Source organism: Streptomyces flavusporus (assembly GCF_046267975.1).
Lineage (GTDB): Bacteria > Actinomycetota > Actinomycetes > Streptomycetales > Streptomycetaceae > Streptomyces > Streptomyces flavusporus.
The window spans coordinates 7002038-7022224 of the sequence record NZ_CP176503.1 but is presented as its reverse complement, the minus strand read 5'-3'; the positions used below and the strand labels follow the sequence as shown (position 1 = coordinate 7022224).

The window sequence follows — 20187 nt, the reverse complement described above, 5'->3', positions numbered from 1 at the left end:
ACACGCCTGAGGCGCCGAGGGCTGAAAGCGGTTGCCCCCGGCTCCCCGACCCGACCCGCGGAGCATGACGGTTCTTGAACCCTCCCCCGGCTGAAGCAGGGGGATTCCTGGCTCAGGTCGCCTCACCGCTCAGCAAACAGCGAGGTCTTACACCCTCAACACCAGCCGGGTTGGAACCAGCCCGGGATCTTGAAGCAAGTGCATGAAGGTAGCACGTGCTTGGTTCTCGCAACGCGCTGCGAGCAGCTTACCCGATCATGCGGGCGCCGATCCGCCCTGGCGGCGAATCACCATTTTCTGAGCGGGGCGCTGCTGGTGAACGCACTGCTGCCGCAGCCCGCCGTATGGCCCCTGTATGCCGTGGCCGCCCTGTCCTCGGCTCTCGTCTCCGTACAGCGCCCCGCGCTCGACTCGCTCTGGCCGCGGATCGTCGCCCATGAGCACCTGCCGGCCGCGACCTCCCTCAACTCCCTGCGCTGGACGGTCGGCGGGGTCGCGGGCCCGGCCGTGGCGGGTGTGGTGGTGGCGTACGCGGGGCTCGGCTGGGCCTACGCGGCCGACCTGGTCACCTTCGTCGTCTCGGTCGCGCTGATCATCCCCCTCGCCTCCTCCCCCGCCTCGCACGAGGCGGCGAAACCCTCGCTGCGGGCCATCGCCGAGGGCGCCCGGTACGCCTGGAGCCGCAAGGAGCTCCTCGGCACCTACGCCGTGGACCTCGCCGCAATGTTCTTGGCGATGCCGCTGGCCCTGCTGCCGTTCCTGGCGGACGAACTGGACGCCGAGTGGTCGCTGGGGCATGGGGGTCCCCCCAGGCCCTTAAGGCACTGGGGGAGTACGCGACGGTGCCGCTCGGTTCGCTGCTGGTGAGCGTGACCAGCGGCTGGACCGCGAGGATCCACCGGCACGGCCGGATGGTCGTCCTCTCGGCCGCTCTGTGGGGCGTGTCGATCGCGGCCGCCGGAGTCGTCGGCAACGTATGGCTGGCGCTGCTGTGCCTGACCGTGGCAGGCGGCTGCGACATGGTCAGCGGGATCTTCCGCGGGGTCATGTGGAACCAGACGATCCCGGACGAGCTGCGGGGCCGGCTCGCCGGGATCGAGCTGCTGTCGTACTCGGTCGGACCGACCCTCGGCCAGGTCAGGTCGGGCGGTTTCGCCGCGTGGTGGGGCGTGCGGGCGTCGGTGTGGTCGGGCGGGCTGCTGTGCGTGGGCGCGGTGGGGCTGCTCGCGCTGTGCCTGCCGAAGCTGATGACGTACGACGCCCGGACGAGCGAGCACGCGGTGCGGGTGCGCGCCCAGCGGGCGGCGACCCGGGCTTGATCAGTCGTCGTCCGTGCCGCCCGTGGGGGCGTCGTGCCACTTGGGGTCGGTCTCCCACTCGAGGTTGCGCTCGCGGGCGGTCTCCATCGCGTGCTCGGCCTCCGCACGGGTGGCGTACGGCCCGAAGCGGTCCTTGGCCGGGCACTCCGGCCCCTCCTCGACCTTCTTGTGCAGCAGGCAGTAGTACCACTCGCCCGGCTTACCGACCGTGCGCTTCTTGAACAGGGCCATGACCGGCTCCTTTCGCCAGGGACATGGTCTCGTATGCCCGCTGGTTAGACTCCCTGATATGTCTGGCCAGTCGCTGCTCGTCCCAGGGGAGTTGTCTCCCACCCGTTCCGTGCCCGGAAACATCCGGCGCCCCGAGTACGTCGGCAAGCCCGCGCCGACCCCGTACACGGGTCCGGAGGTGCAGACCCCGGAGACGATCGAGGCGATGCGCGTCGCCGGCCGGATCGCCGCGCAGGCGATGGCGGAGGCCGCGAAGCTGATCGCGCCGGGTATGACCACCGACGAGCTGGACAAGGTGGCGCACGAGTACATGTGCGACCACGGCGCCTATCCCTCGACGCTCGGCTACCGCGGCTTCCCGAAGTCCCTGTGCACCTCGGTCAACGAGGTCATCTGCCACGGCATCCCGGACTCCACGGTCCTGCGGGACGGCGACATCATCAACCTCGACGTGACGGCGTACATCGGCGGGGTGCACGGCGACAACAACGCCACGTACCTGGTCGGCGACGTCGACGAGGAGAGCCGTCTGCTGGTGGAGCGCACGCGCGAGTCCCTCAACCGCGCGATCAAGGCGGTCAGGCCGGGCCGCCAGATCAACGTCATCGGCCGCGTGATCGAGTCGTACGCCAAGCGTTTCGGCTACGGCGTGGTCCGCGACTTCACCGGCCACGGCATCAACTCCTCCTTCCACTCGGGCCTGATCATCCCGCACTACGACAGCCCGCACGCGACGACGGTCATGCAGCCCGGGATGACCTTCACGATCGAGCCGATGCTGACGCTCGGCACGCACGAGTACGACATGTGGGACGACGGCTGGACGGTCGTGACGAAGGACCGCAGGCGGACGGCGCAGTTCGAGCACACGCTGGTGGTGACGGACACGGGAGCGGAGATTCTGACGCTGCCCTGACCGGCCCCGCTGTGAAGGCCCGCTCTCTTCGGAGGGCGGGCCTTTTTGGGTGGCATCCGGGACGATTCGGGTACACATTTACCGACAGCCAGTCGGCAACAGCATTGACTTAGGTAAGCCTAACCATAGAATCTGGGCTCATGGACTCCTTCTCGACGCTCCTGCGCACCACCACCCACGAGTTGCACGAAGAGGCGAACTCGTCGACATTCATGAGCGATCTGCTGGGCGGCCGGCTGGGGGTGGACGCCTACGCGCGCTACACCGAGCAGCTGTGGTTCGTGTACGCCGCCCTGGAGTCCGGCGCCGAGCGGCTGGCGTCCGACCCGGTGGCCGGTCCCTTCGTCCGCCCGGAGCTGATGCGGATGGCGTCGCTCGAACGGGACCTGGCGCATCTGCGGGGCCCCGGCTGGCGGTCCACCCTCTCCGCGCTGCCCGCCACGCGGGCATACGCCGACCGGATCGAGGAGTGCGCCCGCACCTGGCCGGCCGGGTACGTCGCCCACCACTACACCCGCTACCTCGGCGACCTCGCCGGCGGCCAGGTCGTCCGCGACCGGGCGGAGAAGACGTGGGGCTTCGACAAGAAGGGCGACGGGGTCCGCTTCTACGTCTTCGACCAGATCTCCAACCCGGCGGCTTTCAAGCGCGGCTACCGCCAACTGCTGGACGACGTCCGGGCGGACGACCTGGAGAAGCAGCGGATCATCGCCGAGTGCCAGCGGGCGTTCCGACTGAACATGGCGGTCTTCCAGGCACTGAGCGAGGAGTTCCCGCTGAGCGCCTAACGCTCGAGGAACACCCGTCCGCCGATCTCCACCCAGCCCTCCGGCTGAGGAGCCGTCAGGATCTGCGAGCCCGTTCCCTGGGTGATGTTGAGGGCCCGGCCCAGTTGGTCCGTGAGGAGAAGGGCGGCCGCGCCGGTCGCCTCGTCCTCGTCGATGCCGTCGCCGCGGCCGGGGAAGGCGCGGGCGCGGATGCGTCCCGCTGCCCCGTCCTCCCAGGCCCAGGCGTAGATCCACTCCCCCGGCGGAGGCACGGGCAGCTCGTCGACCTCGGCCGCAGTGCCGTACTGGCGCAGCGTGCGCGGCGGAGCCCACTCCGCCCGGGCCTCGATCCAGCTGAACTCCCCGTCCTGCCGGGCGCCCACCACCCCGGCGGGCGTGACGAGTTCGGGCACGTCGAGCAGCCAGGCCGCGCCGACGCAGGGGTACCCGGCGAAGGGCAGCCGGGTGCTGGGGGTGTAGATGTCGATGATCCCGCGCTCGGGATCGTCCACGAACACGGTCTCGCTGAAGCCGAGCTTCGCGGCGAACGCCTGCCGGTCGCTCCGCTCGGGCATGACCGAGCCGTCGCGGACGACGCCGAGTTCGTTGCCGTATCCCCCGCCGGCGCTGCAGAAGACACGTAGGACGTCGTAGTCAGTCACCCCGGCATTGAAACACTGACCGAGAGGAACCGGACGATGGGTGGTGCCGCATGACGGTGCTGGAGAAGAGGGCCGCCGAGGAAGCGGCCCCACCGCCCGACACCCCGCCCCGCAGACCCCGGGGCACCGCCTGGCTGCTGACCGCGGGGATGGTGCTCGCCCTGCTCGTCCTCGTCCCGGTGGCCGCGGGTATCGGCGCCTACCCCGTCCCGGTCGGTGACGTCCTCGGCTCGGTGTCGCACAAAATCGGGCTGGGCGGCGCCGAGTCGGACCGGGTCGCCGAGTCCGTGCTGTGGAACGTCCGCTTCCCGCGGATCGTGCTCGCCCTGCTCGTCGGGGCCTCGCTGGGCTGCGCGGGCGCGCTGATGCAGGGCGTGTTCGGCAACCCGCTCGCCGAGCCGGGTACCATCGGCGTCTCCTCCGGCGCGGCGGTCGGCGCGGTCGCCGGGATCTCGCTGGGCCTGAACTTCCTCGGCAACTGGACCGTCCCCGCACTGGCCTTCGCCGGCGGCCTCGGCACCGTCCTGCTGGTGTACGCGATGTCCCGATCGGGTGGCCGTACCGAGGTCGTCACGCTGATCCTCACCGGTATCGCCGTGAACGCGTTCACCGGCGCCCTGATCGGCCTGTTCATCTTCTTCGCCGACACCGCCGCCGTGAACCAGATCACCTTCTGGCAGCTCGGCTCCCTCGCCCAGGCCACCTGGCCCAAGGTGCTCGCGGTACTGCCGTGCGCGGCCGCCGGCCTGGTGCTGGCCCCGCTGTACGCGCGCCGGCTGGACCTGCTCTCGCTCGGCGAACGGCCCGCCCGGCACCTGGGTGTGGACGTGGAGCGGCTGCGGATCGTGCTGGTCCTCGTCATCGCGCTGCTGACGGCCGCCGCGGTCAGTGTCTCCGGCATCATCGGCTTCGTCGGTCTGGTCGTACCGCATCTGCTGCGGATGGCGGCCGGACCCGGGCACCGCTTCCTCGTGCCGGGCAGCGCGCTCGGCGGTGCGGCGGTGCTGCTCGCCGCCGACCTCGCGGCCCGTACGCTGGCCGCTCCCGCCGAACTGCCGCTCGGCGTCCTGACCGCCCTGGTGGGCAGCCCGTTCTTCTTCTGGCTGCTGCGCCGCACCCGACGCAGGCAAGGAGGCTGGGCCTGATGCGTCTTCGTCCCCGGCGGCCCGTGGTGCCGCCCGCCCCGACGCCCGGCGACGTCCTCGCCCAGCGTGCGTCCCTGCTGCTGCTCGACGAGCCGACCGCCGCCCTCGACCTCAAGCACCAGGAGCTGGTGCTGCGCCTATGCCGGGAGCGGGCCCGCGCCGGGGACGCCGTGGTCGTCGTCCTGCACGATCTGGGGCTCGCCGCCGCCCACGCGCACCGTGTCGCGGTCCTGCACGCCGGCCGGATCGCCGCCGACGGGCCCCCGGCGGAGGTGTTCTCCGACCGCCTCCTCACGGACGTGTACGACCAGCCGGTCGAGGTGCTCCCGCACCCGCGCACCGGAGCGGTCCTGGTGACCCCCCGACGGGACGTGTGAAGGCCAGGTCACGGTGTGGCCGCTGAAGTCGATCCCGGCGCCCGCGCGTTCCCCCGCCCCGGTAGGGTTCGCCTCCGGGAAGGGGAAGGTGAAAGGACCCGATGAGCAGGGATCGCGGCCCTCGCAGGCTTCGCAGGCTGGACCGGAGCGTGCTCATGGCAGCTTCGATGACCGCTTTGTCGGTGACGGCGAGCGGGTGCGTGGTGGTGCACGGCGAGCGTGAGGTGCTCCCCGCGACGACCGAGGACGAGGCTGCCAGGGCGCTGGCCGAGTTCACGGCCGCGTACAACAGGGCCGACAAGGCCTACGACAGTTCCCTCGACGCCGACCACGTCACCGGCCCTCTGGCCGCCATCGACGAGGCGCGGCTGAAGGCCGGCCGCGCCAACAACCCGGACGGCAACCCCGCGCACTCACCGCTGAAGTTCAGCGACGTCGAGTACACGATCCCGAAGAAGGCCGGCTGGCCGCGCTGGTTCCTCGCCGACGCCGCGGCCAACAAGGGCTCCGCCGCGCGCTGGCTGATGGTGTTCACCCGCAACGGGCTCACCGAGCAGTGGCAGGTGTCGTATCTCACACTGGTGGCGCCCGGCAAGGTACCGGAGTTCAAGAAGGACAAGGACGGCTGGGCCGAGGCGATCCCCGCGAACTCCCCCGAACTCGCCGTGGCACCGGACGACTTGAGCCAGAACTACGCGACGTACCTCCAGGACGGCGGGGACGCCTTCGCGCCCGGCACGCACACCACCACGTGGCGCGAACTGCGTGACAAGAACAAGAGCAAGCCGGGCCTGGCCACCCAGTACATCGACGAGCCGCTGACGAACGGCGACTACGCCCCCGTGGCGCTGCGCACCGCCGACGGCGGGGCGCTGGTGTTCTTCAGCACCCGCCACTTCGAGAAGCAGACGGCCGCGGCCGGTACGTCGGTACCGACGCCGAGCAAGGACGTCGAGGCCCTGACGACCGGCGAGATCAAGCAGTCACTGACGCTGGAGGTCGTCTCCAACGAGGTGGCTCTGGACCCGGAGAAGGGCTCCGGGGACCAGCAGGTGACGGTGCTGGGCCGGATCCAGGGACTGACGGCGGCGAAGGGCGAGTAGGGCGCTCGGCCGCTCAGTGGCGCAGGGGCCAGGCCGCGCTCGCGTGGTCCGGCTCCGTGCCCGCGTACCGGGCGCAGGCGTCGGTGAGGACTTCCAACAGGCTCAGCGGATCGGGCAGCGCATGCTCGGGGCCGCGTACCCAGTGCACGGTCTGGTCGTCGCCGGGGAGCCGGGCCGGGGGGACGAGGACGTAGGAGCCGCGGCAGTGCCAGCGCAGGCCCGGATGCTCGTCCATCGTCTCGGGGTGACAGTCCAGCTCGCACGGCCACCACTCGTCCTCGTCCTCGGGGGTGCCGCGGGTGAGGGTGAAGAACAGCATGCGGCCGTCGTCGCTCGCGGCGACCGGGCCGACCTCCACGCCGGCGGCGAGGAGACGCTGCAACGCCTCGCGACCGGCCTCCAGGGGCACGTCGAGGACGTCGTGCACCATGCCGGTCGCGGTGATGAAGTTGGCCTGCGGCTGGTGGCGGGCCCAGCGCTCGATCTGCGCGCGGTCGGTCGTGGACTGCGTCTGCCAGGCGAACGACACCGGGTGCCGGGCGGGCGTCGGACAGCCGACGCGGTCGCAGGAACAGCGATAACCGGGGGCCGGGTACGCGGCGGGCGCCAGCGGCAGCCCCGCGGCGGCGACGGCGAGCAGCAGGTCCTCACGGCCGCCGTCGTCGGCAGCGGCCTCCTTCGGGCGGCGTCCCCGCAGCCACTGGGAGAGTTTGCCCTGCCGGCCGGTGCGACCGCCGAACTCCGCGCTCATCTATCCCCTCGCCTCGCTGTTGAACCTCGCTGTTGAACCTCGCTGCCGAAACGGACAGCTTGCTCCATGGTCCCACCATCCTGCGCCCTGGGGGGCCGCAGTTCCCAACCGGGGTGGGTGGGACGAGACGTACTCCACACAGGGATCAGGGGTCATCGGGCGCTTTGCCACGATTTATCAGGGCGCGAGTTATCGGGGCGCGAGTCCGTACAGGGCGTAGTCGACGAGGGTGTCGGTGTACTCGTACGAGATGGGTCCGGTGTGCTGCAGCCAGCGCTGGGCGAGCGGGGAGACGAAGAGTTCCAGGGCGATACGGGGGTCCACCTCGGGGCGTACGTCGCCGGTCTTCTGCGCGGAGCGCAGGCGCTGGACGTACAGCTGGAGCGAGGGTTCGAGGAGCTTGGCCACGAGCTCCCGGCCGAGCTCCTCGTTGACCAGGCCCTCGGCGGCCAGGGCGCGGGACGGGACCTCGAACCGGGGGTCGAGCAGCTCGTCGACCGTGGCGCGCAGGACGGCCTTGAGGTCGGCGGCGAGGTCGCCGGTGTCCGGGATGGTGGCGTACGGCTCCTGCCCGGCGTCCTGCGCCGTCTGCTCGGCCAGGTCGAGGAAGGCCTCCAGCAGGACGTCGGCCTTCGACGACCACCAGCGGTAGATGGTCTGCTTGCCGACGCCTGCGCGGGCGGCGATGCCCTCGACGGTGGTCTTGGCGTAACCGACCTCGCCGACGAGTTCGAGGGCGGCGGCGTAGATCGCGCGACGGGACTTCTCGCTGCGGCGGGTGGTGTCGGGGGCGGACTTCTTGGCCATGGGGCGAATTTACCAGGCTGACAAGACGTTGCGTCTCGCCAGGCCCGGACTGAGCCGCCCCCGACGCACTCCCGGCTATCCGAACTGGCCGGGCTGGTAGTCGCCGGCGGGTTGCCGGGTGATGACGTTCAGCCGGTTGAAGGTGTTGATGAGGGCGATCTGGGACACCAGGGCGGCGAGCTGCTCCTCGTCGTAGTGCTTGGCGGCGTTCGCCCAGGCCTCGTCCGTGACACCTCCGGCCGCGCCCGCGATGCGGGTGCCCTGTTCCGTCAGCTCCAGCGCGGCGCGCTCGGCCTCGGTGAACACCGTGGCCTCACGCCAGGCCGCGACCAGGTTGAGGCGCACCGAGGTCTCACCGGCGGCGAGGGCGTCCTTGGTGTGCATGTCGGTGCAGAAACCGCAGCCGTTGATCTGGCTCGCACGGAGGTTCACCAGTTCCTGCGTCGCTGCGGGCAGCGGCGAGTCCGCGAGCACCTTGCCCGCAGAGACGATGTGCTTCAGGAACTTGCCTGCGATCGGGCTGCCGAAGACGTTCAAACGGGCTTCCATGGTGGACTCCTCTGCCGTGGTCGGTGGCTACACCCCCATGACGGAACGGCTCGGCGGGATGTGACACGGCCGGAGGTGACGGGCGTCACAGATCACAGGGGAAGCGACCCGCCTACGACGACTCCGCCGGAGGCCACGCGTCGCCCCAGTCGGCGTCGCGGGCCGCCTTGTACCGGTCGCCGTGGCGTTTGGTGACGGTCGTCCTGCGGAGCTGTTCGTCGGTCTCGCACAGGTCGAGAAGGACCTGCCCCTTGCGGATCTGGGGTTTGCGGACGACCCGGGAGGGGGCCGGCGTGGGCGGGAAGCGGGTGGCGGCGACGTAGCTGAACTTCTCGTCCTCGTAGGCGAGGGAGCCGCCCTTGACCTGGCGGTGCAGCGAGGAACGGCTGACCCGTGCCGAGAAGTGGCACCAGTCGGTGCCGGGGGCGATGGGGCAGGCGGCGCTGTGCGGGCAGGGGGCGGCGATGTGGAAGCCGGCGGCGATCAGACGGTCGCGGGCGTCGATGATGCGGGCGTAGCCGTCGGGGGTGCCGGGTTCGACGAGGACGACGGCCTGGGCGGCGGCCGCGGTGGCGTCGACTAGGGCGGCGCGGTCGGGGGCGGTGAGCTCGTTGAGGACGTAGGAGACGGTGACGAGATCAGTGCTCTCGAGGGTGAGCGCCGCTCCGATACGAGAGCGCTGCCAGCGGGCGTCGCGCAGCGCCGGGTTGGCGGCGGCGACCTCGCGCCCGAGCGCGAGCGCGGGCTCGGCCCAGTCCAGCACGGTCACCGGCCGGACCCCGCCCCAGGTGGCGGTGACGGCCCAGCTCGCGGCACCGGTACCGCCCCCGACGTCCACCTGCCCGCCGGGCACCCACCCGGGCACGGCCGCCGCGAACGCCCTCAGCGCCGAGCGCACCGCCTCGAAGGTGGCCGGCATCCGGTACGCGGCATACGCGGCCACGTCGGCACGGTCCCGGAGGATCGGGGCGTCGGTCGGGGTGGCGCCCCGGTAATGACCGATCAGCCGCTCCACGGCCTGCGCGGCCTGCCTGGGCGGAAGTCCGTCGAGCAGCCCGGCGAGGGCGGCACGGAGGGTTTCGGCCGGGGACTGGGGGGCGTTCACCTGACGATTCTATGGGGCGGCGAGGCGGAGCGGCGCACCGCTTTGCGAGCACCGCTCACATTCGAGCGCGCCGCACGTCATTGGGGGCAGCGCTCGCCTTCGAGAGCACCGCTCACCGCCGAGGGCGCCGATCACCACCGAGAGCACCGCTCACCACTGAGGGCACCGCTCACCGCCAAGAGCAGCACTCACCACCGAGAGCAGCGCTCATCACTGAAGGCGCCGCTCACATCCCCCGCACCGCCCGAGCCACCCGCGTCCCCGCCACCGCCCGCGGGCGGCTGTCCGGGGCGCGGCGGCACGGGTGGACCGTGTTCGCGAGCAGGATCAGGAACGTGTCCGTCGCCCGGTCCAGCACCAGCGACGTCCCCGTGAAACCGGTGTGCCCGGCCGCTCCCCGCCCCGCCAGCTCCCCCATGAACCACGGCTGGTCCAGCACGAACCCCAGCCCGGGCGGCGTCAGCAGCAGCTCCACGAAATCCGGGCCCAGGATGCGCGCCGGCCCGTACGAGCCCCCCGCCAGCAGCGCCCGGCAGAACACCGCCAGGTCCCGCCCCGTGGCGAACAGTCCCGCGTGACCGGCCACCCCGCCCAGCGCCCACGCGTTCTCGTCGTGGACGACCCCCCGCAGCATCCCCCGGTCGGCCTTCGCCCACGGCCGGCGCTGGTCCTCGGTCGCCGCCGCGCCCGGGCACGGGCCGAAGCGTGTCGACGACATGCCCAGCGGGCGGGTGATCCCGTCGCGTACGAGGACGTCCAGAGGGTGGCCGGTGATGCGTTCCAGCACGTACTGGAGCAGCAGCATGTTCAGGTCGGAGTAGCGGTACACGCCGGGTTTCCCCGTCGGCGGCTCCGCGCGCAGCAACGCCAGCCGCTCCGTGTCGTCCGGGCAGTCGTACAGCGGGAGTTCGGGCCGCAGCCCGGAGGTGTGGGTGAGCAACTGCCGTACGGTGACGCCGTGCCGGGCGGCGGCGCGGAAGTCCGGCAGGTAGTCGCCCACGCGCGCGTCGATGCCGAGCGTGCCGCGTTCGATCTGCTGGACCGCGGCGACGGCGGTGAACAGCTTGGTGAGCGAGGCCAGGTCGAAGGGCGTGTCCACGGTCATCGGCACCCGGTCCGCGGCCGGCAGTTCGACCCCCGCGTCGGCCTCGGGGTCGTACGCCGCGTACCGCACGGCGTGACCCGCCGCCTCCTCCACCGCGAGCACCGGCCCGCGCCCGGCGACGACGACGGCACCCGCCGCCCACGGGCGCTCACCGGTCGTCAGACCCTGGACGTCGCGGACGAGGAGACGGAGTTCGCCGGGGTCGAGTCCGGCCCGTTCCGGTGTACCGCTCCGCAGCCTCGGCGCACTCAGCTCCCCGCTCCTTCCACGCCCGTACCCGCGTTCCAAGGTCGGCACAATCCCACGAAGCAGGCCGCCGCCACCAGGGCTGCGGCCAGTTGGACGACGGCCATGGGGACGGCGGTGTGCTCGCCCCCGATCCCGGCGAGCGGTGAGGCGATGGCGCCGATGAGGAAGGAGGACGTACCGAGCAGGGCGGACGCCGAGCCGGCGGAGTGCCTGGTGCGCAGGAGGGCGAGCGTCTGCGCGTTGGGCAGGGTGAAACCCATCGCGGTCATCAGGACGAACAGCGCGCCGGAGACCGGGACGAGCCCCACCTCGCCGAAGACACCCAGCGACATCAGCAGCAGCGAGGTCGCGGCCAGGACGACGACCGTCAGGCCGAGGGCGAGGACCCGGTCGAGGCGGACCCGGCCGACCAGCACCTTGCCGTTGATCTGCCCGGCGGCGACAAGGCCGATGGAGTTCAGGCCGAACAGCAGGCTGAAGGCCTGCGGGGAGGCGCCGTAGATCTCCTGGATCACGAACGGCGACGCGGAGACATAGGCGAACAGCGCGGCGAAAGCGAAGCCGCCGGCGAGCATGTAGCCGGTGAAGGGCAGGTCGACGAGGAGCCGGCGCATCGAGTGCAGGGCCTCGCCGACGCCGCCGCGGTGGCGTTCGGCGGGCGGGAGGGTCTCCGGGAGCCGGAACCAGACGACCCCGGCGAGCAGCACCCCGACGGCAGTGAGGACCACGAACACGCCCCGCCAGTCCGTCACCCGCAGAATCTGCCCGCCGATGAGCGGCGCGACGATCGGGGCGACCCCGGAGATCAGCATGAGGGTGGAGAAGAAGCGGGCCATGGCCACGCCGTCGTACAGGTCGCGTACGACCGCCCGCGCGATCACGATCCCGGCCGCGCCGGCGAGGCCCTGCGCCAGCCGGAAGGCGACCAGGGACTCGACGGTGGGCGCCACCGCGCACAGGACGGTGGCGACGATGTACACGGCGAGTCCGGTCAGCAGCGGCCGCCGGCGGCCCCACCGGTCGCTCATCGGACCGACGACGAGCTGTCCGAACGCCATGCCGGCCAGGCAGGCGGTGAGCGTGAGCTGCACGGTCGCGGCGGGCGCGTGCAGGGACTCGGTGACCTCCGGCATGGCGGGGAGGTACATGTCCATGGACAGCGGCGGGACGGCGGTGAGCCCGCCGAGGATGAGCGTGACGAGCAGTCCGGTGCGGCGCAGTGCACGAACGGGCGGCCGCATCGTCGGTGCGGCCGCCTCTGAAAGATCCGGTATCGGTCCCCCGCCTTCGGACATGTGCCCCTCCCTCTTACCTGAATCAGTCCGCTCCCTATGCTCTCAGTTCGAACACAGTGCCTGGTGACATCAAACGAGAACGAACAAGATCGAACGGGAACGAGGGCGGGCGGGCATGACGGCGGACAGCGTGCGGTGGGGGATCCTGGCGACGGGCGGGATCGCGGCGGCGTTCACGGCGGATCTGGTGGATCTGCCGGACGCACAGGTGGTGGCGGTGGCCTCGCGGACCGAGGCCTCGGCGAAGGCGTTCGCGGAGCGGTTCGGGATCCCCCGGGCGTACGGCGACTGGGAGTCCCTGGCGCAGGACGACGGCGTCGATGTCGTGTACGTCGCCACTCCGCACGCGGCACACCGGGAGGCCGCCGGTCTGTGTCTGGCGGCGGGGCGGAACGTGCTGTGCGAGAAGGCGTTCACGCTGAACGTGCGCGAGGCGGAGGAACTGGTCGCGCTGGCGCGGGAACACGGGAGCTTCCTGATGGAGGCCATGTGGATGTACTGCAATCCGCTGGTGCGGCGACTGAAGACGCTGGTGGACGACGGGGCGATCGGCGAAGTGCGCAGCATTCAGGCGGACTTCGGACTGTCGGGCCCCTTCCCGCCGGCGCACCGGCTGCGGGATCCGCAGCAGGGCGGGGGCGCGCTGCTGGACCTCGGCGTCTACCCGGTCTCCTTCGCGCATCTGCTGCTCGGCGAGCCGTCGGACATCACGGCGAGAGCGGTGCTCTCCGACGAGGGCGTTGATCTCCAGACGGGAGCACTGCTCTCATGGGAGAGCGGGGCTCTCGCTTCGGTGCACTGCTCCATCGTCGGCGGTACGCCTGTCGCCGCCTCGGTCACCGGCTCGCACGGCCGGATCGACATCCCGTACGGCTTCTTCCACCCCGACCGTTTCGTCCTGCACCGCACCGGCCGCGACCCCGAGGAGTTCGGCCACGACCCGGCCGCCGACCCGCACAACAGTCTCAAGCACGAGGCCCGCGAGGTGATGCGGGCCCTGCGCGCCGGCGAGACCGAGTCCCCCCTCGTCCCGCTCGACGGCACGCTCGCCGTGATGCGGACGCTCGACGCGATCCGTGACCGCATCGGCGTCCGCTACCCCGGCGAGCATCCCGACCAGGCGGACGAGCCGCAGCTCACACCTGCCTGAGCCCCGGCTCCCCCACCTGAGTCACGAAGGACGCGGCCGTCGTGACCGGCGCCCCGGGCGTGGTCACGTACGGCACCGTCCTGAAGTCGGCCCGGGCCTGCTCCCGCCCGAGCGCGACGGTCACATAACCCCGCCGCCCGTTGTAGAACTTCAGGTGCGGATTGGCCGTCATGTACGTGTTCCAGTTGGCCGGCTTCTCGGCGCCGTCCCGCCCGCTGGCGATCGACGTGGCGACGATCTCGGTGCCCACCGTCGGTGAGGCCGGGTCGTCGAAGTCGTCCTTGATGTCGAAGGCGTAGCCGACGTGCACGTCACCGGCGAGCACCATCAGGTTCTCGATGCCGGCCGCCTTGGCACCGTCCAGCACCCGGCGGCGCGAGGGCCGGTAGCCGTCCCAGGCGTCCATCGACACCCGCGACGGCTCCGTCAGGTCGAACTTGCGCTGGGAGAAGACGACCTGCTGCGGTACGACGTTCCACAGCGCCCGCGACTGCTGCCAGCCGTCGAGCAGCCACCGCTCCTGTGTCTCGCCGGTCATCGTGCGGGTCGGGTCGTCGATCTCGGGCCCGGGGACGTCGGATCCGTCGCCGTAGGCCTGGTTGGAGCGGTACTGGCGGGTGTCGAGGACGTCGAACTGGGCGAGCCGGCCCCAGTGCAGGCGGCGGTAGAGCTGCATGTCGGGGCCGTCGGGGAGCTGCGGGCGGCGCAGCGGCTGGTTCTCCCAGTAGGCGCGGTAGGCGGAGGCGCGGCGCAGCAGGAACTCCTCCGGCGGGACGTCGTTCTCGGGGATGTCGTCCGCGTAGTTGTTCTCGGTCTCGTGGTCGTCCCAGGTGACGACGAAAGGGTGCGCGGCGTGGGCGGCGCGCAGGTCGGGGTCGGTCTTGTAGAGGGCGTACCGGAGTCGGTAGTCCTCCAGGGTCACCGTCTCGCGGTTGAAGTGGGCCGGGAGGGTCCGGTCGGTGTAGTTCCGTTGGCCACCGACCGCGTTGACCGCGTACTCGTACAGGTAGTCGCCGAGGTGGAACACCACGTCCACGTCGTCCTGGGCGAGATGGCCGTACGGGGTGAAGTAGCCGTCGTGGTACGCCTGGCAGGAGACGGCGGCGAGCTTCAGGGCGGCGACCTGGTCGCGGGTGGACGGCGCGGCGCGGGTGCGGCCGGTCGGGCTCACCCAACTGCCTGCCCGGAAGCGGTAGTAGTAGACGCGGCCGGGTTCGAGGTGGCCGACCTCGACGTGCACGGTGTGGTGGAACTCGGGGTGGGCGGTGGTGGTGCCGCGTCTCACGGGGCGGCGGAAGTTCTCGTCGCGGGCCAGTTCCCAGTGCACGGTGACGCGTTCGGCCGGCAGGCCGCCGTCGGGCTGGTACGGAGCGGGCGCGAGGCGGGTCCACAGCAGGACGGATTCGGGCAGGGGGTCACCGGAGGCGACGCCGAGAGTGAACGGGTCGTCGGTGATCCGCGCGGCGTCGAGTTCGGCGGCGCCGGCGACGCCCGCGGTGGGCAGGTTCACCGCGAACGCGAGCGCGGCGGCCGCCCCGGTGACGGTCAGAAAGCGACGGCGGCCGATGTGCCGGGCGGCCGTGCGGAATTCGGGCGCGTGCTGTGACGGGCGTGCTGCGGATGTCATCCGGTCCTCCCCTGACGAACCTGTCGATTCGATGCAGGAGGCATTGGACTGGCCGGGAACGACCCGCGTTTGGCACGTACACAACACTCGGATGGCGGTCGGATGAGTTCCGCATGGCGGACCCTCGCCTACGCTGCGGGCCCATGAATGCCAAGCAAACTTCCCCGCAGTCGAAGATCGCCGTCGTGACCGGCGCCGGCTCCGGCATCGGCCGCGCGGTCGCCGTGGAACTGCTGCGCGCGGGCTGGTCGGTGGCGCTCGCGGGACGCCGCCCGGAGACACTGGAGGAGACGGCGACGCTCGTGCCCGAGGGCGTCTCCCTCGCCGTACGCACGGACGTGTCACAACCGGGGGACGTGACGGGACTCTTCGCCGCCACCATCGAGCGGTTCGGGCGGGTGGACCTGCTGTTCAACAACGCGGGGACGTTCGGGCCGGGCGGGGTCCCGGTCGAGGAACTGCCGTACGAGGCCTGGCGGCACGTGGTGGACACCAACCTCAACGGGGCGTTCCTGTGCGCGCAGGCGGCGTACCGGCAGATGAAGGAGCAGGACCCGCAGGGCGGCCGGATCATCAACAACGGGTCCATTTCCGCCCATACGCCCCGCCCGCACTCGGTCGCCTACACGGCCACCAAGCACGCACTGACCGGCCTGACCAAGTCCCTGTCGCTGGACGGGCGACCGTACCGCATCGCGGTCGGACAGATCGACATCGGCAACGCGGCGACCGACATGACACAGCGGATGCAGACGGGAGCGCTGCAGGCCGACGGAGAGGTCAGGCCCGAGCCCGTGATGGACGTCGCCGATGTGGCGCGCACGGTACGGCACATGGCCGAGCTGCCGCTGGAGGCGAACGTGCAGTTCGCGACGGTGCTGGCGACGACGATGCCGTACGTGGGACGCGGCTGAACCGTCGCCCCGCACCCGTGTGAACGCTCAACCTGCACAACCGGAGTTTCACCGTCCGCCCCATTGCCGCCGGTAGAGGACTTATGCTCAACTCTCCTCCACAGGAACTTCACACTTGGAGTGTCGAGCTTCCGCGGGCCACACCGAGGGGGGAAGGCGGCGGCTGTTCCACGGCACCGGTTGGGGGTGGACCTCGCGTGGGACCGCGAGGTGCGCACCGGGGCCGTGGAACAGCCGCCGTATACATCGAGGACCGGCGTGTGGTTCACCGCCCGAGGATGCGGTCCACCTCCGTCAACTGCTCGGCAGTGAGCGCTCCGTGGGCCATGGCACCGGCGTTCTCCTCGGCCTGGGCGACGGACCGGAAGCCCGGGATCGGCACGGTGCGCGGGCTACGCGCCCACAGCCAGGCAAGGGCGCCCTGCGCGAGCGTACGACCGCCACTGGTGAGAACGTCCCGCAGCGCGTCGACGCGGGCCAGCCACGCCGGATCAGCTCCCGATCCCGCCGCGAAGCCCTGCAGCCAGGCCGGCGGCCTGCTGCGGATGTCCCCGGTCTCCAGGCGCGGCCGCCCGGCGTGCCGGCCGGTGAGCAGGCCCATGGCGAGCGGGCTCCGGATGATGCCGGCCAGGCCGGCCTCCTCGCACAGGGCGAACATCTCCGGCGCGTCCTGGAGCACATTGGCGGCGTGCTGTACGGCCGCACAGTGCGTCCCCTCGGCGAAGACAGCGGCGCGGGCGGGGTCGTCGGTGCTCCACGCGTACGCCCGGATCAGCCCCTCCTGCACGAACTCCTCGCATGTATCGCGGAGTTCGGCGGCCCTTTCGGGGTCGGCGTCGGACAGGTGGAACTGGTAGAGGTCGATGTGGTCGGTGTCGAGACGGCGCAGGGAGGCAGTCAGCGCACGGCGGGCGTACGCCGGGGAGTCGTCGCCGCCGGTGCGGGTGCGGGTGTCCTCGTCGAAGACGTTGCCCCATTTGGTGGCGACGACGACGTCGTCCCGGCGTTTGCCGAGGGCGCGTCCGAGGATGCGTTCGCTGTGGCCGGTGCCGTAGGTGTCGGCGGTGTCGAAGAAGGTGACGCCGAGGTCGAGGGCGCGGTGGACGGCCCGTACGGACTCCTCGTCGTCGACCCTGCCCCAGCCGAGCGGCTGCCCGTCGGCGTCCTGCCACTCACCGCCGATCGCCCAGCAGCCGAAGCCGAGGGCGCTGACCTGGATGCCGCTGCGTCCGAGTGTCCTGGTGATCTCCATGCCTCGGGAGGCTAGAGCTTGGAGTGCACGTCAACACAAGGGATGTGTACGGCTTTCAGGCCTGCCGGCTCCGTCTGCTCACGCCTGCCCGGTCTCGAAGCGGGAGATCCTCCCGTCGTCCTCGACGACGAAGCTCCACCGGGTGCGCATCTCACCCCAGGTGTCGTTGCTGTAGCGGGCGATGAGGGAGCGGCCGCCGTTCGACTCGTTGTCGACCTCCATGTGGCCGTGGGAGGAGAAGATCTCCCGGTCGATCCAGTCGGCGAGGTCGCGGTCCGCACCGTCGTCCGACATGGTCGCGCCGGGTGCGAGGAGGGTCAGGAAGCCCTCCCGGTCATGGGCGTTGACAGCGGTGACGAAGGCGCGAACGGCCGGGTCACTCAGCTTGGCTGGCTGAATCGTCATGCCAGCAGACTCACACCGCGCCGCACGGCCCGCCACCCGAACGGCCGCCCGGGAGGGCCGGGCGGGTGGCAGGGATGCGACGGTGGAATCGGGGAGATCGGGGAAATTCGGGAAACCGGGGTGGGGAACTGTTCCTGCTGTCTGCTCCGGGAGTCATCGTGACCTGCTACGACCGACGTGATCTGGGACTGCTGCTGCTCCGGCTGGGCACCGGCGGGGTACTGGCGGCGCACGGCGCGCAGAAGCTGTTCGGCTGGTTCGGCGGGGGCGGGATCGAGGGGACGGGCCAGTGGTTCGAGTCCGTCGGCTACAAGCCCGGCAAGGCGAGCGCCATGGTGGCGGGACTGGCGGAGTTCGGCGGCGGCACACTGCTGGCGCTGGGCCTGGCCACCCCGGCGGCGGGCGCGGCGGCGGCCGGCGATATGGCGGGCGCGGCCACGGTGCACGCCCCGAGCGGCTTCTTCAACACGGAGGGTGGCTACGAGTACGCCGCCTCCCTCGGCCTGGCCGCGACCGGCATCGCCATCGCGGGCCCCGGCCGCCTCTCCCTCGACCACGCCCTCGGGCACGTCCTCGACCGCGGCTGGATGGTTCCGGCGGCGCTCGGTGCGGCGGCGGCGGGCACGGCCGTGGTGGTGGGCATGCGCAACCAGCGGGTGCGGCAGGCGCAGCGGGAGGCGGAGGGCGGCCAGGACCCGCTGTTCGAGGAGCCGTTCGACGAGTAGCCCACCGCAAGGGCGCTGCTCGAGAAGCGACCGCCATGGCAGGCTGCGGGCATGGCAGGCTGCGGGCCATGAGTGATGCCATGAGTGACCAGGTCACGCCCACGACACCCCCCACCGACCTGTGGACCTCCATCGACGACCTGTGGCGGTGGCTGGACGCGAACCAGGCGCACGGTGACCGGGAAGGCCTGCTCCTGCGCATCCTGAAGCTGTCGGAGGAGGTCGGCGAGGTCGCCCAGGCGGTGATCGGCGCGACCGGCCAGAACCCGCGCAAGGGCACCACCCACACCTGGGAGGACGTCCAGTCCGAACTGTGTGACGTGGTCATCACGGCCCTGGTGGCCCTGCGCACGCTCACTCCGGATGCGCGGGAGGTGTTCGCGGAGCGCTTGGGGCGGGTGTGGGAGCGGTCGGTGGGGGATGCGCAAGTCTCCTGAGCACGGGCGGCGTCAGGATTCCGCAAGACGGTCCCCGCAGCGTTTATCGCGGGCTCCCGCCGCCCCCGAAGGAGACCTGGGCGACGGGTTGCGCGTCCGCCCGGAACGGGTGGGTCCACAGGCCCTGCGCCGCCAGCCGCGGCAGGACTCCTTCGCCGAACCAGTACGCCTCCTCCAGGTGCGGATAGCCGGAGAGGACGAACTCGTCGATGCCGAGCCGGTGGTACTCGGCGATCCGCTCGGCGACCTCGTCGTGGCTGCCGACCAGCGCCGTGCCCGCGCCGCCGCGGACGAGGCCGATGCCGGCCCACAGGTTCGGGTGAATCTCCAGGTCGTCCCGGCTGCCGCCGTGCAGGGCCAGCATGCGTCGCTGCCCCTCGGACTCGCTGCGGGCCAGCCCCGCCTGGACGGACCGCACGGTCTCCGTGTCGAAGCCGTCCAGCAGCCGCCGGGCCTCGGCCCACGCCTGCTCCGCGGTGTCGCGGGTGATGACGTGCAGGCGGATGCCGAAGCGGATGGTGCGGCCCTCCTTGTCGGCCAGCGCCCGGATCCAGGCGATCTTCTCGGCGACGGCAGCAGGTGGCTCGCCCCAGGTGAGGTAGACGTCCGCATGGCGCGCGGCGACCTCGCCGGCGAGGGGTGAGGAGCCGCCGAAGTACACCTCGGGGACCGGGTCGGGCAGCCGGGCCAGCGTGGCGTCCTCGACCCGGAGGTGCTCGCCCTGCAGGTCGACCGTCCTGCCCTGCCACAACTCCCTCACGACCTGCAGGAATTCGCCGGTACGCCGGTAACGTGCGTCCTTGTCGAGGAAGTCGCCGTAGGCCCGCTGCTCACGGCTCTCGCCACCGGTGACGACGTTGAGCAGCAGCCGCCCGCCGGTCTGCCGCTGGAAGGTGGAGGCCATCTGCGCGGCGAGCGTCGGGGAGAGGAGGCCGGGCCGGAAGGCGACCAGGAACTTCAGACGTTCGGTGTTCTGGCTGACCATCGCCGTGGTCAGCCATGCATCCTCGCACCAGGCGCCGGTGGGGGTGAGTGCGCCGACGAAGCCGAGGTCCTCGGCGGCGCGGGCGATCTGGGTCAGGTAGGCGACGGTCGGCGGCCGGTCCCGTCCGGACTCCGTGGCGGGGGTACCGTGGCCGCCGCCGACGACGTGGCGGCTGTCGCCGTTGGTGGGCAGGAACCAGTGGAAGGTGAGGGACACCTGGGGTCTCCGATCTTGATGGACTGTCAGGACAGGCAGCACCGGGGCTGCTTGGTGCCGTTCAGGACCTGGCGGCCGGTGTGCCGGCCCTTCCT

At 71.4% G+C, this 20187-nt stretch carries 20 protein-coding genes and 3 pseudogenes; 11 read left to right on the top strand and 12 right to left on the bottom strand.

What is annotated here, in order from left to right:
- Nucleotides 1-282 precede the first annotated feature (282 nt).
- Nucleotides 283-1319: pseudogene (locus tag ACKTSN_RS33215) on the top strand (MFS transporter); the annotation flags it as partial.
- On the opposite strand, the gene ACKTSN_RS33210 reads toward ACKTSN_RS33215, so the two are convergent.
- Nucleotides 1320-1550 carry a hypothetical protein gene (locus ACKTSN_RS33210; RefSeq protein WP_224735137.1) on the bottom strand — a complete coding sequence of 77 codons (231 nt, stop codon included), beginning with the start codon at nt 1548-1550 and terminating at the stop codon, nt 1320-1322.
- A 58-nt stretch (nt 1551-1608) separates the two neighbouring features.
- Between ACKTSN_RS33210 and map the strand changes: the two genes are divergently transcribed.
- Complete coding sequence (map, locus tag ACKTSN_RS33205) at nt 1609-2466, top strand: type I methionyl aminopeptidase (RefSeq protein WP_409472489.1); 858 nt, start codon at nt 1609-1611, stop codon at nt 2464-2466.
- Nucleotides 2467-2606: 140 nt separating this feature from the next.
- The gene (locus ACKTSN_RS33200; RefSeq protein WP_409472488.1) at nt 2607-3254 is read left to right on the top strand and encodes a heme oxygenase (biliverdin-producing); all 648 of its coding nucleotides are present in this window, start codon (nt 2607-2609) and stop codon (nt 3252-3254) included.
- Here ACKTSN_RS33200 and ACKTSN_RS33195 read toward each other — a convergent pair.
- The gene (locus ACKTSN_RS33195; protein ID WP_409472487.1) at nt 3251-3895 is read right to left on the bottom strand and encodes a PhzF family phenazine biosynthesis protein; all 645 of its coding nucleotides are present in this window, start codon (nt 3893-3895) and stop codon (nt 3251-3253) included. The genes ACKTSN_RS33200 and ACKTSN_RS33195 overlap by 4 nt on opposite strands.
- A 50-nt stretch (nt 3896-3945) precedes the next feature.
- Here ACKTSN_RS33195 and ACKTSN_RS33190 point away from each other — a divergent pair, with 50 nt between their 5' ends.
- From ACKTSN_RS33190 to ACKTSN_RS33175, 4 genes and pseudogenes are all read left to right on the top strand, one after another.
- Nucleotides 3946-5040 (top strand): FecCD family ABC transporter permease, encoded by a 1095-nt coding sequence (locus tag ACKTSN_RS33190; protein WP_409472486.1) that lies wholly within the window; start codon nt 3946-3948, stop codon nt 5038-5040.
- Between the two features lie 53 nt (nt 5041-5093).
- Nucleotides 5094-5417, top strand: a pseudogene (locus ACKTSN_RS33185) (hemin ABC transporter ATP-binding protein); the annotation flags it as partial.
- Between the two features lie 4 nt (nt 5418-5421).
- A pseudogene (locus ACKTSN_RS33180) lies at nt 5422-5556 on the top strand (iron transporter); the annotation flags it as partial.
- Nucleotides 5519-6520: a hypothetical protein gene (locus tag ACKTSN_RS33175; RefSeq protein ID WP_409472485.1), complete on the top strand. Its 1002-nt coding sequence runs from the start codon at nt 5519-5521 to the stop codon at nt 6518-6520. The pseudogene ACKTSN_RS33180 and the gene ACKTSN_RS33175, both read left to right, overlap by 38 nt.
- Before the next feature lie 13 nt (nt 6521-6533).
- Here ACKTSN_RS33175 and ACKTSN_RS33170 read toward each other — a convergent pair whose 3' ends face one another.
- The 6 genes from ACKTSN_RS33170 to ACKTSN_RS33145 all read right to left on the bottom strand — a co-directional run bounded on the left by ACKTSN_RS33170 (nt 6534) and on the right by ACKTSN_RS33145 (nt 12381).
- The gene (locus tag ACKTSN_RS33170) at nt 6534-7271 is read right to left on the bottom strand and encodes a bifunctional DNA primase/polymerase (protein ID WP_385262921.1); all 738 of its coding nucleotides are present in this window, start codon (nt 7269-7271) and stop codon (nt 6534-6536) included.
- Between the two features lie 189 nt (nt 7272-7460).
- Nucleotides 7461-8078 carry a TetR/AcrR family transcriptional regulator gene (locus tag ACKTSN_RS33165; RefSeq protein ID WP_409472484.1) on the bottom strand — a complete coding sequence of 206 codons (618 nt, stop codon included), beginning with the start codon at nt 8076-8078 and terminating at the stop codon, nt 7461-7463.
- A gap of 75 nt (nt 8079-8153) precedes the next feature.
- Entirely contained in the window at nt 8154-8627 is a 474-nt protein-coding gene (locus tag ACKTSN_RS33160) for a carboxymuconolactone decarboxylase family protein (protein WP_409472483.1), read from the bottom strand.
- Between the two features lie 112 nt (nt 8628-8739).
- Entirely contained in the window at nt 8740-9732 is a 993-nt protein-coding gene (locus ACKTSN_RS33155; protein ID WP_409472482.1) for a small ribosomal subunit Rsm22 family protein, read from the bottom strand.
- Nucleotides 9733-9958: 226 nt separating this feature from the next.
- Nucleotides 9959-11134 (bottom strand): serine hydrolase domain-containing protein, encoded by a 1176-nt coding sequence (locus ACKTSN_RS33150; RefSeq protein ID WP_409472481.1) that lies wholly within the window; start codon nt 11132-11134, stop codon nt 9959-9961.
- Complete coding sequence (locus ACKTSN_RS33145; protein ID WP_409472480.1) at nt 11086-12381, bottom strand: multidrug effflux MFS transporter; 1296 nt, start codon at nt 12379-12381, stop codon at nt 11086-11088. The genes ACKTSN_RS33150 and ACKTSN_RS33145 overlap by 49 nt, the downstream gene beginning before the upstream one ends.
- Before the next feature lie 115 nt (nt 12382-12496).
- On the opposite strand from ACKTSN_RS33145, the gene ACKTSN_RS33140 reads away from it, so the two are divergent.
- Nucleotides 12497-13531: a Gfo/Idh/MocA family protein gene (locus tag ACKTSN_RS33140; protein ID WP_409472479.1), complete on the top strand. Its 1035-nt coding sequence runs from the start codon at nt 12497-12499 to the stop codon at nt 13529-13531.
- Here the strand turns inward: ACKTSN_RS33140 and ACKTSN_RS33135 are convergent.
- Nucleotides 13518-15158, bottom strand: coding sequence for an alkaline phosphatase D family protein (locus tag ACKTSN_RS33135; RefSeq protein WP_409472478.1), 1641 nt, complete (start codon nt 15156-15158; stop codon nt 13518-13520). The genes ACKTSN_RS33140 and ACKTSN_RS33135 overlap by 14 nt on opposite strands.
- A 143-nt stretch (nt 15159-15301) precedes the next feature.
- On the opposite strand from ACKTSN_RS33135, the gene ACKTSN_RS33130 reads away from it, so the two are divergent.
- Nucleotides 15302-16072: an SDR family oxidoreductase gene (locus ACKTSN_RS33130; RefSeq protein WP_409472477.1), complete on the top strand. Its 771-nt coding sequence runs from the start codon at nt 15302-15304 to the stop codon at nt 16070-16072.
- A gap of 265 nt (nt 16073-16337) precedes the next feature.
- Here the strand turns inward: ACKTSN_RS33130 and ACKTSN_RS33125 are convergent, their stop codons facing one another.
- A complete protein-coding gene (locus tag ACKTSN_RS33125) occupies nt 16338-17324 on the bottom strand; it encodes an aldo/keto reductase (RefSeq protein WP_409472476.1) in 987 nt (328 codons plus the stop codon).
- Between the two features lie 78 nt (nt 17325-17402).
- The gene (locus tag ACKTSN_RS33120) at nt 17403-17729 is read right to left on the bottom strand and encodes a nuclear transport factor 2 family protein (RefSeq protein WP_409472475.1); all 327 of its coding nucleotides are present in this window, start codon (nt 17727-17729) and stop codon (nt 17403-17405) included.
- 158 nt (nt 17730-17887) lie between these two features.
- On the opposite strand from ACKTSN_RS33120, the gene ACKTSN_RS33115 reads away from it, so the two are divergent.
- Entirely contained in the window at nt 17888-18454 is a 567-nt protein-coding gene (locus tag ACKTSN_RS33115; RefSeq protein WP_409472474.1) for a DoxX family protein, read from the top strand.
- 80 nt (nt 18455-18534) lie between these two features.
- Entirely contained in the window at nt 18535-18891 is a 357-nt protein-coding gene (locus ACKTSN_RS33110; protein WP_409472473.1) for a MazG-like family protein, read from the top strand.
- A gap of 43 nt (nt 18892-18934) precedes the next feature.
- On the opposite strand, the gene ACKTSN_RS33105 is transcribed toward ACKTSN_RS33110, so the two are convergent.
- Entirely contained in the window at nt 18935-20092 is a 1158-nt protein-coding gene (locus ACKTSN_RS33105; RefSeq protein WP_409472472.1) for an LLM class flavin-dependent oxidoreductase, read from the bottom strand.
- Nucleotides 20093-20187: the final 95 nt, after the last annotated feature.

Excerpts from the sequence above, each read along its gene's own strand:
- ACKTSN_RS33210 (WP_224735137.1), bottom strand. The coding sequence starts at position 1,550 with ATGGCCCTGTTCAAGAAGCGCACGGTCGGTAAGCCGGGCGAGTGGTAC.
- map (WP_409472489.1), top strand. The coding sequence starts at position 1,609 with ATGTCTGGCCAGTCGCTGCTCGTCCCAGGGGAGTTGTCTCCCACCCGT.
- ACKTSN_RS33200 (WP_409472488.1), top strand. The coding sequence starts at position 2,607 with ATGGACTCCTTCTCGACGCTCCTGCGCACCACCACCCACGAGTTGCAC.
- ACKTSN_RS33190 (WP_409472486.1), top strand. The coding sequence starts at position 3,946 with ATGACGGTGCTGGAGAAGAGGGCCGCCGAGGAAGCGGCCCCACCGCCC.
- ACKTSN_RS33175 (WP_409472485.1), top strand. The coding sequence starts at position 5,519 with ATGAGCAGGGATCGCGGCCCTCGCAGGCTTCGCAGGCTGGACCGGAGC.
- ACKTSN_RS33170 (WP_385262921.1), bottom strand. The coding sequence starts at position 7,271 with ATGAGCGCGGAGTTCGGCGGTCGCACCGGCCGGCAGGGCAAACTCTCC.
- ACKTSN_RS33165 (WP_409472484.1), bottom strand. The coding sequence starts at position 8,078 with ATGGCCAAGAAGTCCGCCCCCGACACCACCCGCCGCAGCGAGAAGTCC.
- ACKTSN_RS33160 (WP_409472483.1), bottom strand. The coding sequence starts at position 8,627 with ATGGAAGCCCGTTTGAACGTCTTCGGCAGCCCGATCGCAGGCAAGTTC.
- ACKTSN_RS33145 (WP_409472480.1), bottom strand. The coding sequence starts at position 12,381 with ATGTCCGAAGGCGGGGGACCGATACCGGATCTTTCAGAGGCGGCCGCA.
- ACKTSN_RS33140 (WP_409472479.1), top strand. The coding sequence starts at position 12,497 with ATGACGGCGGACAGCGTGCGGTGGGGGATCCTGGCGACGGGCGGGATC.
- ACKTSN_RS33135 (WP_409472478.1), bottom strand. The coding sequence starts at position 15,158 with ATGACATCCGCAGCACGCCCGTCACAGCACGCGCCCGAATTCCGCACG.
- ACKTSN_RS33130 (WP_409472477.1), top strand. The coding sequence starts at position 15,302 with ATGAATGCCAAGCAAACTTCCCCGCAGTCGAAGATCGCCGTCGTGACC.
- ACKTSN_RS33125 (WP_409472476.1), bottom strand. The coding sequence starts at position 17,324 with ATGGAGATCACCAGGACACTCGGACGCAGCGGCATCCAGGTCAGCGCC.
- ACKTSN_RS33120 (WP_409472475.1), bottom strand. The coding sequence starts at position 17,729 with ATGACGATTCAGCCAGCCAAGCTGAGTGACCCGGCCGTTCGCGCCTTC.
- ACKTSN_RS33110 (WP_409472473.1), top strand. The coding sequence starts at position 18,535 with ATGAGTGACCAGGTCACGCCCACGACACCCCCCACCGACCTGTGGACC.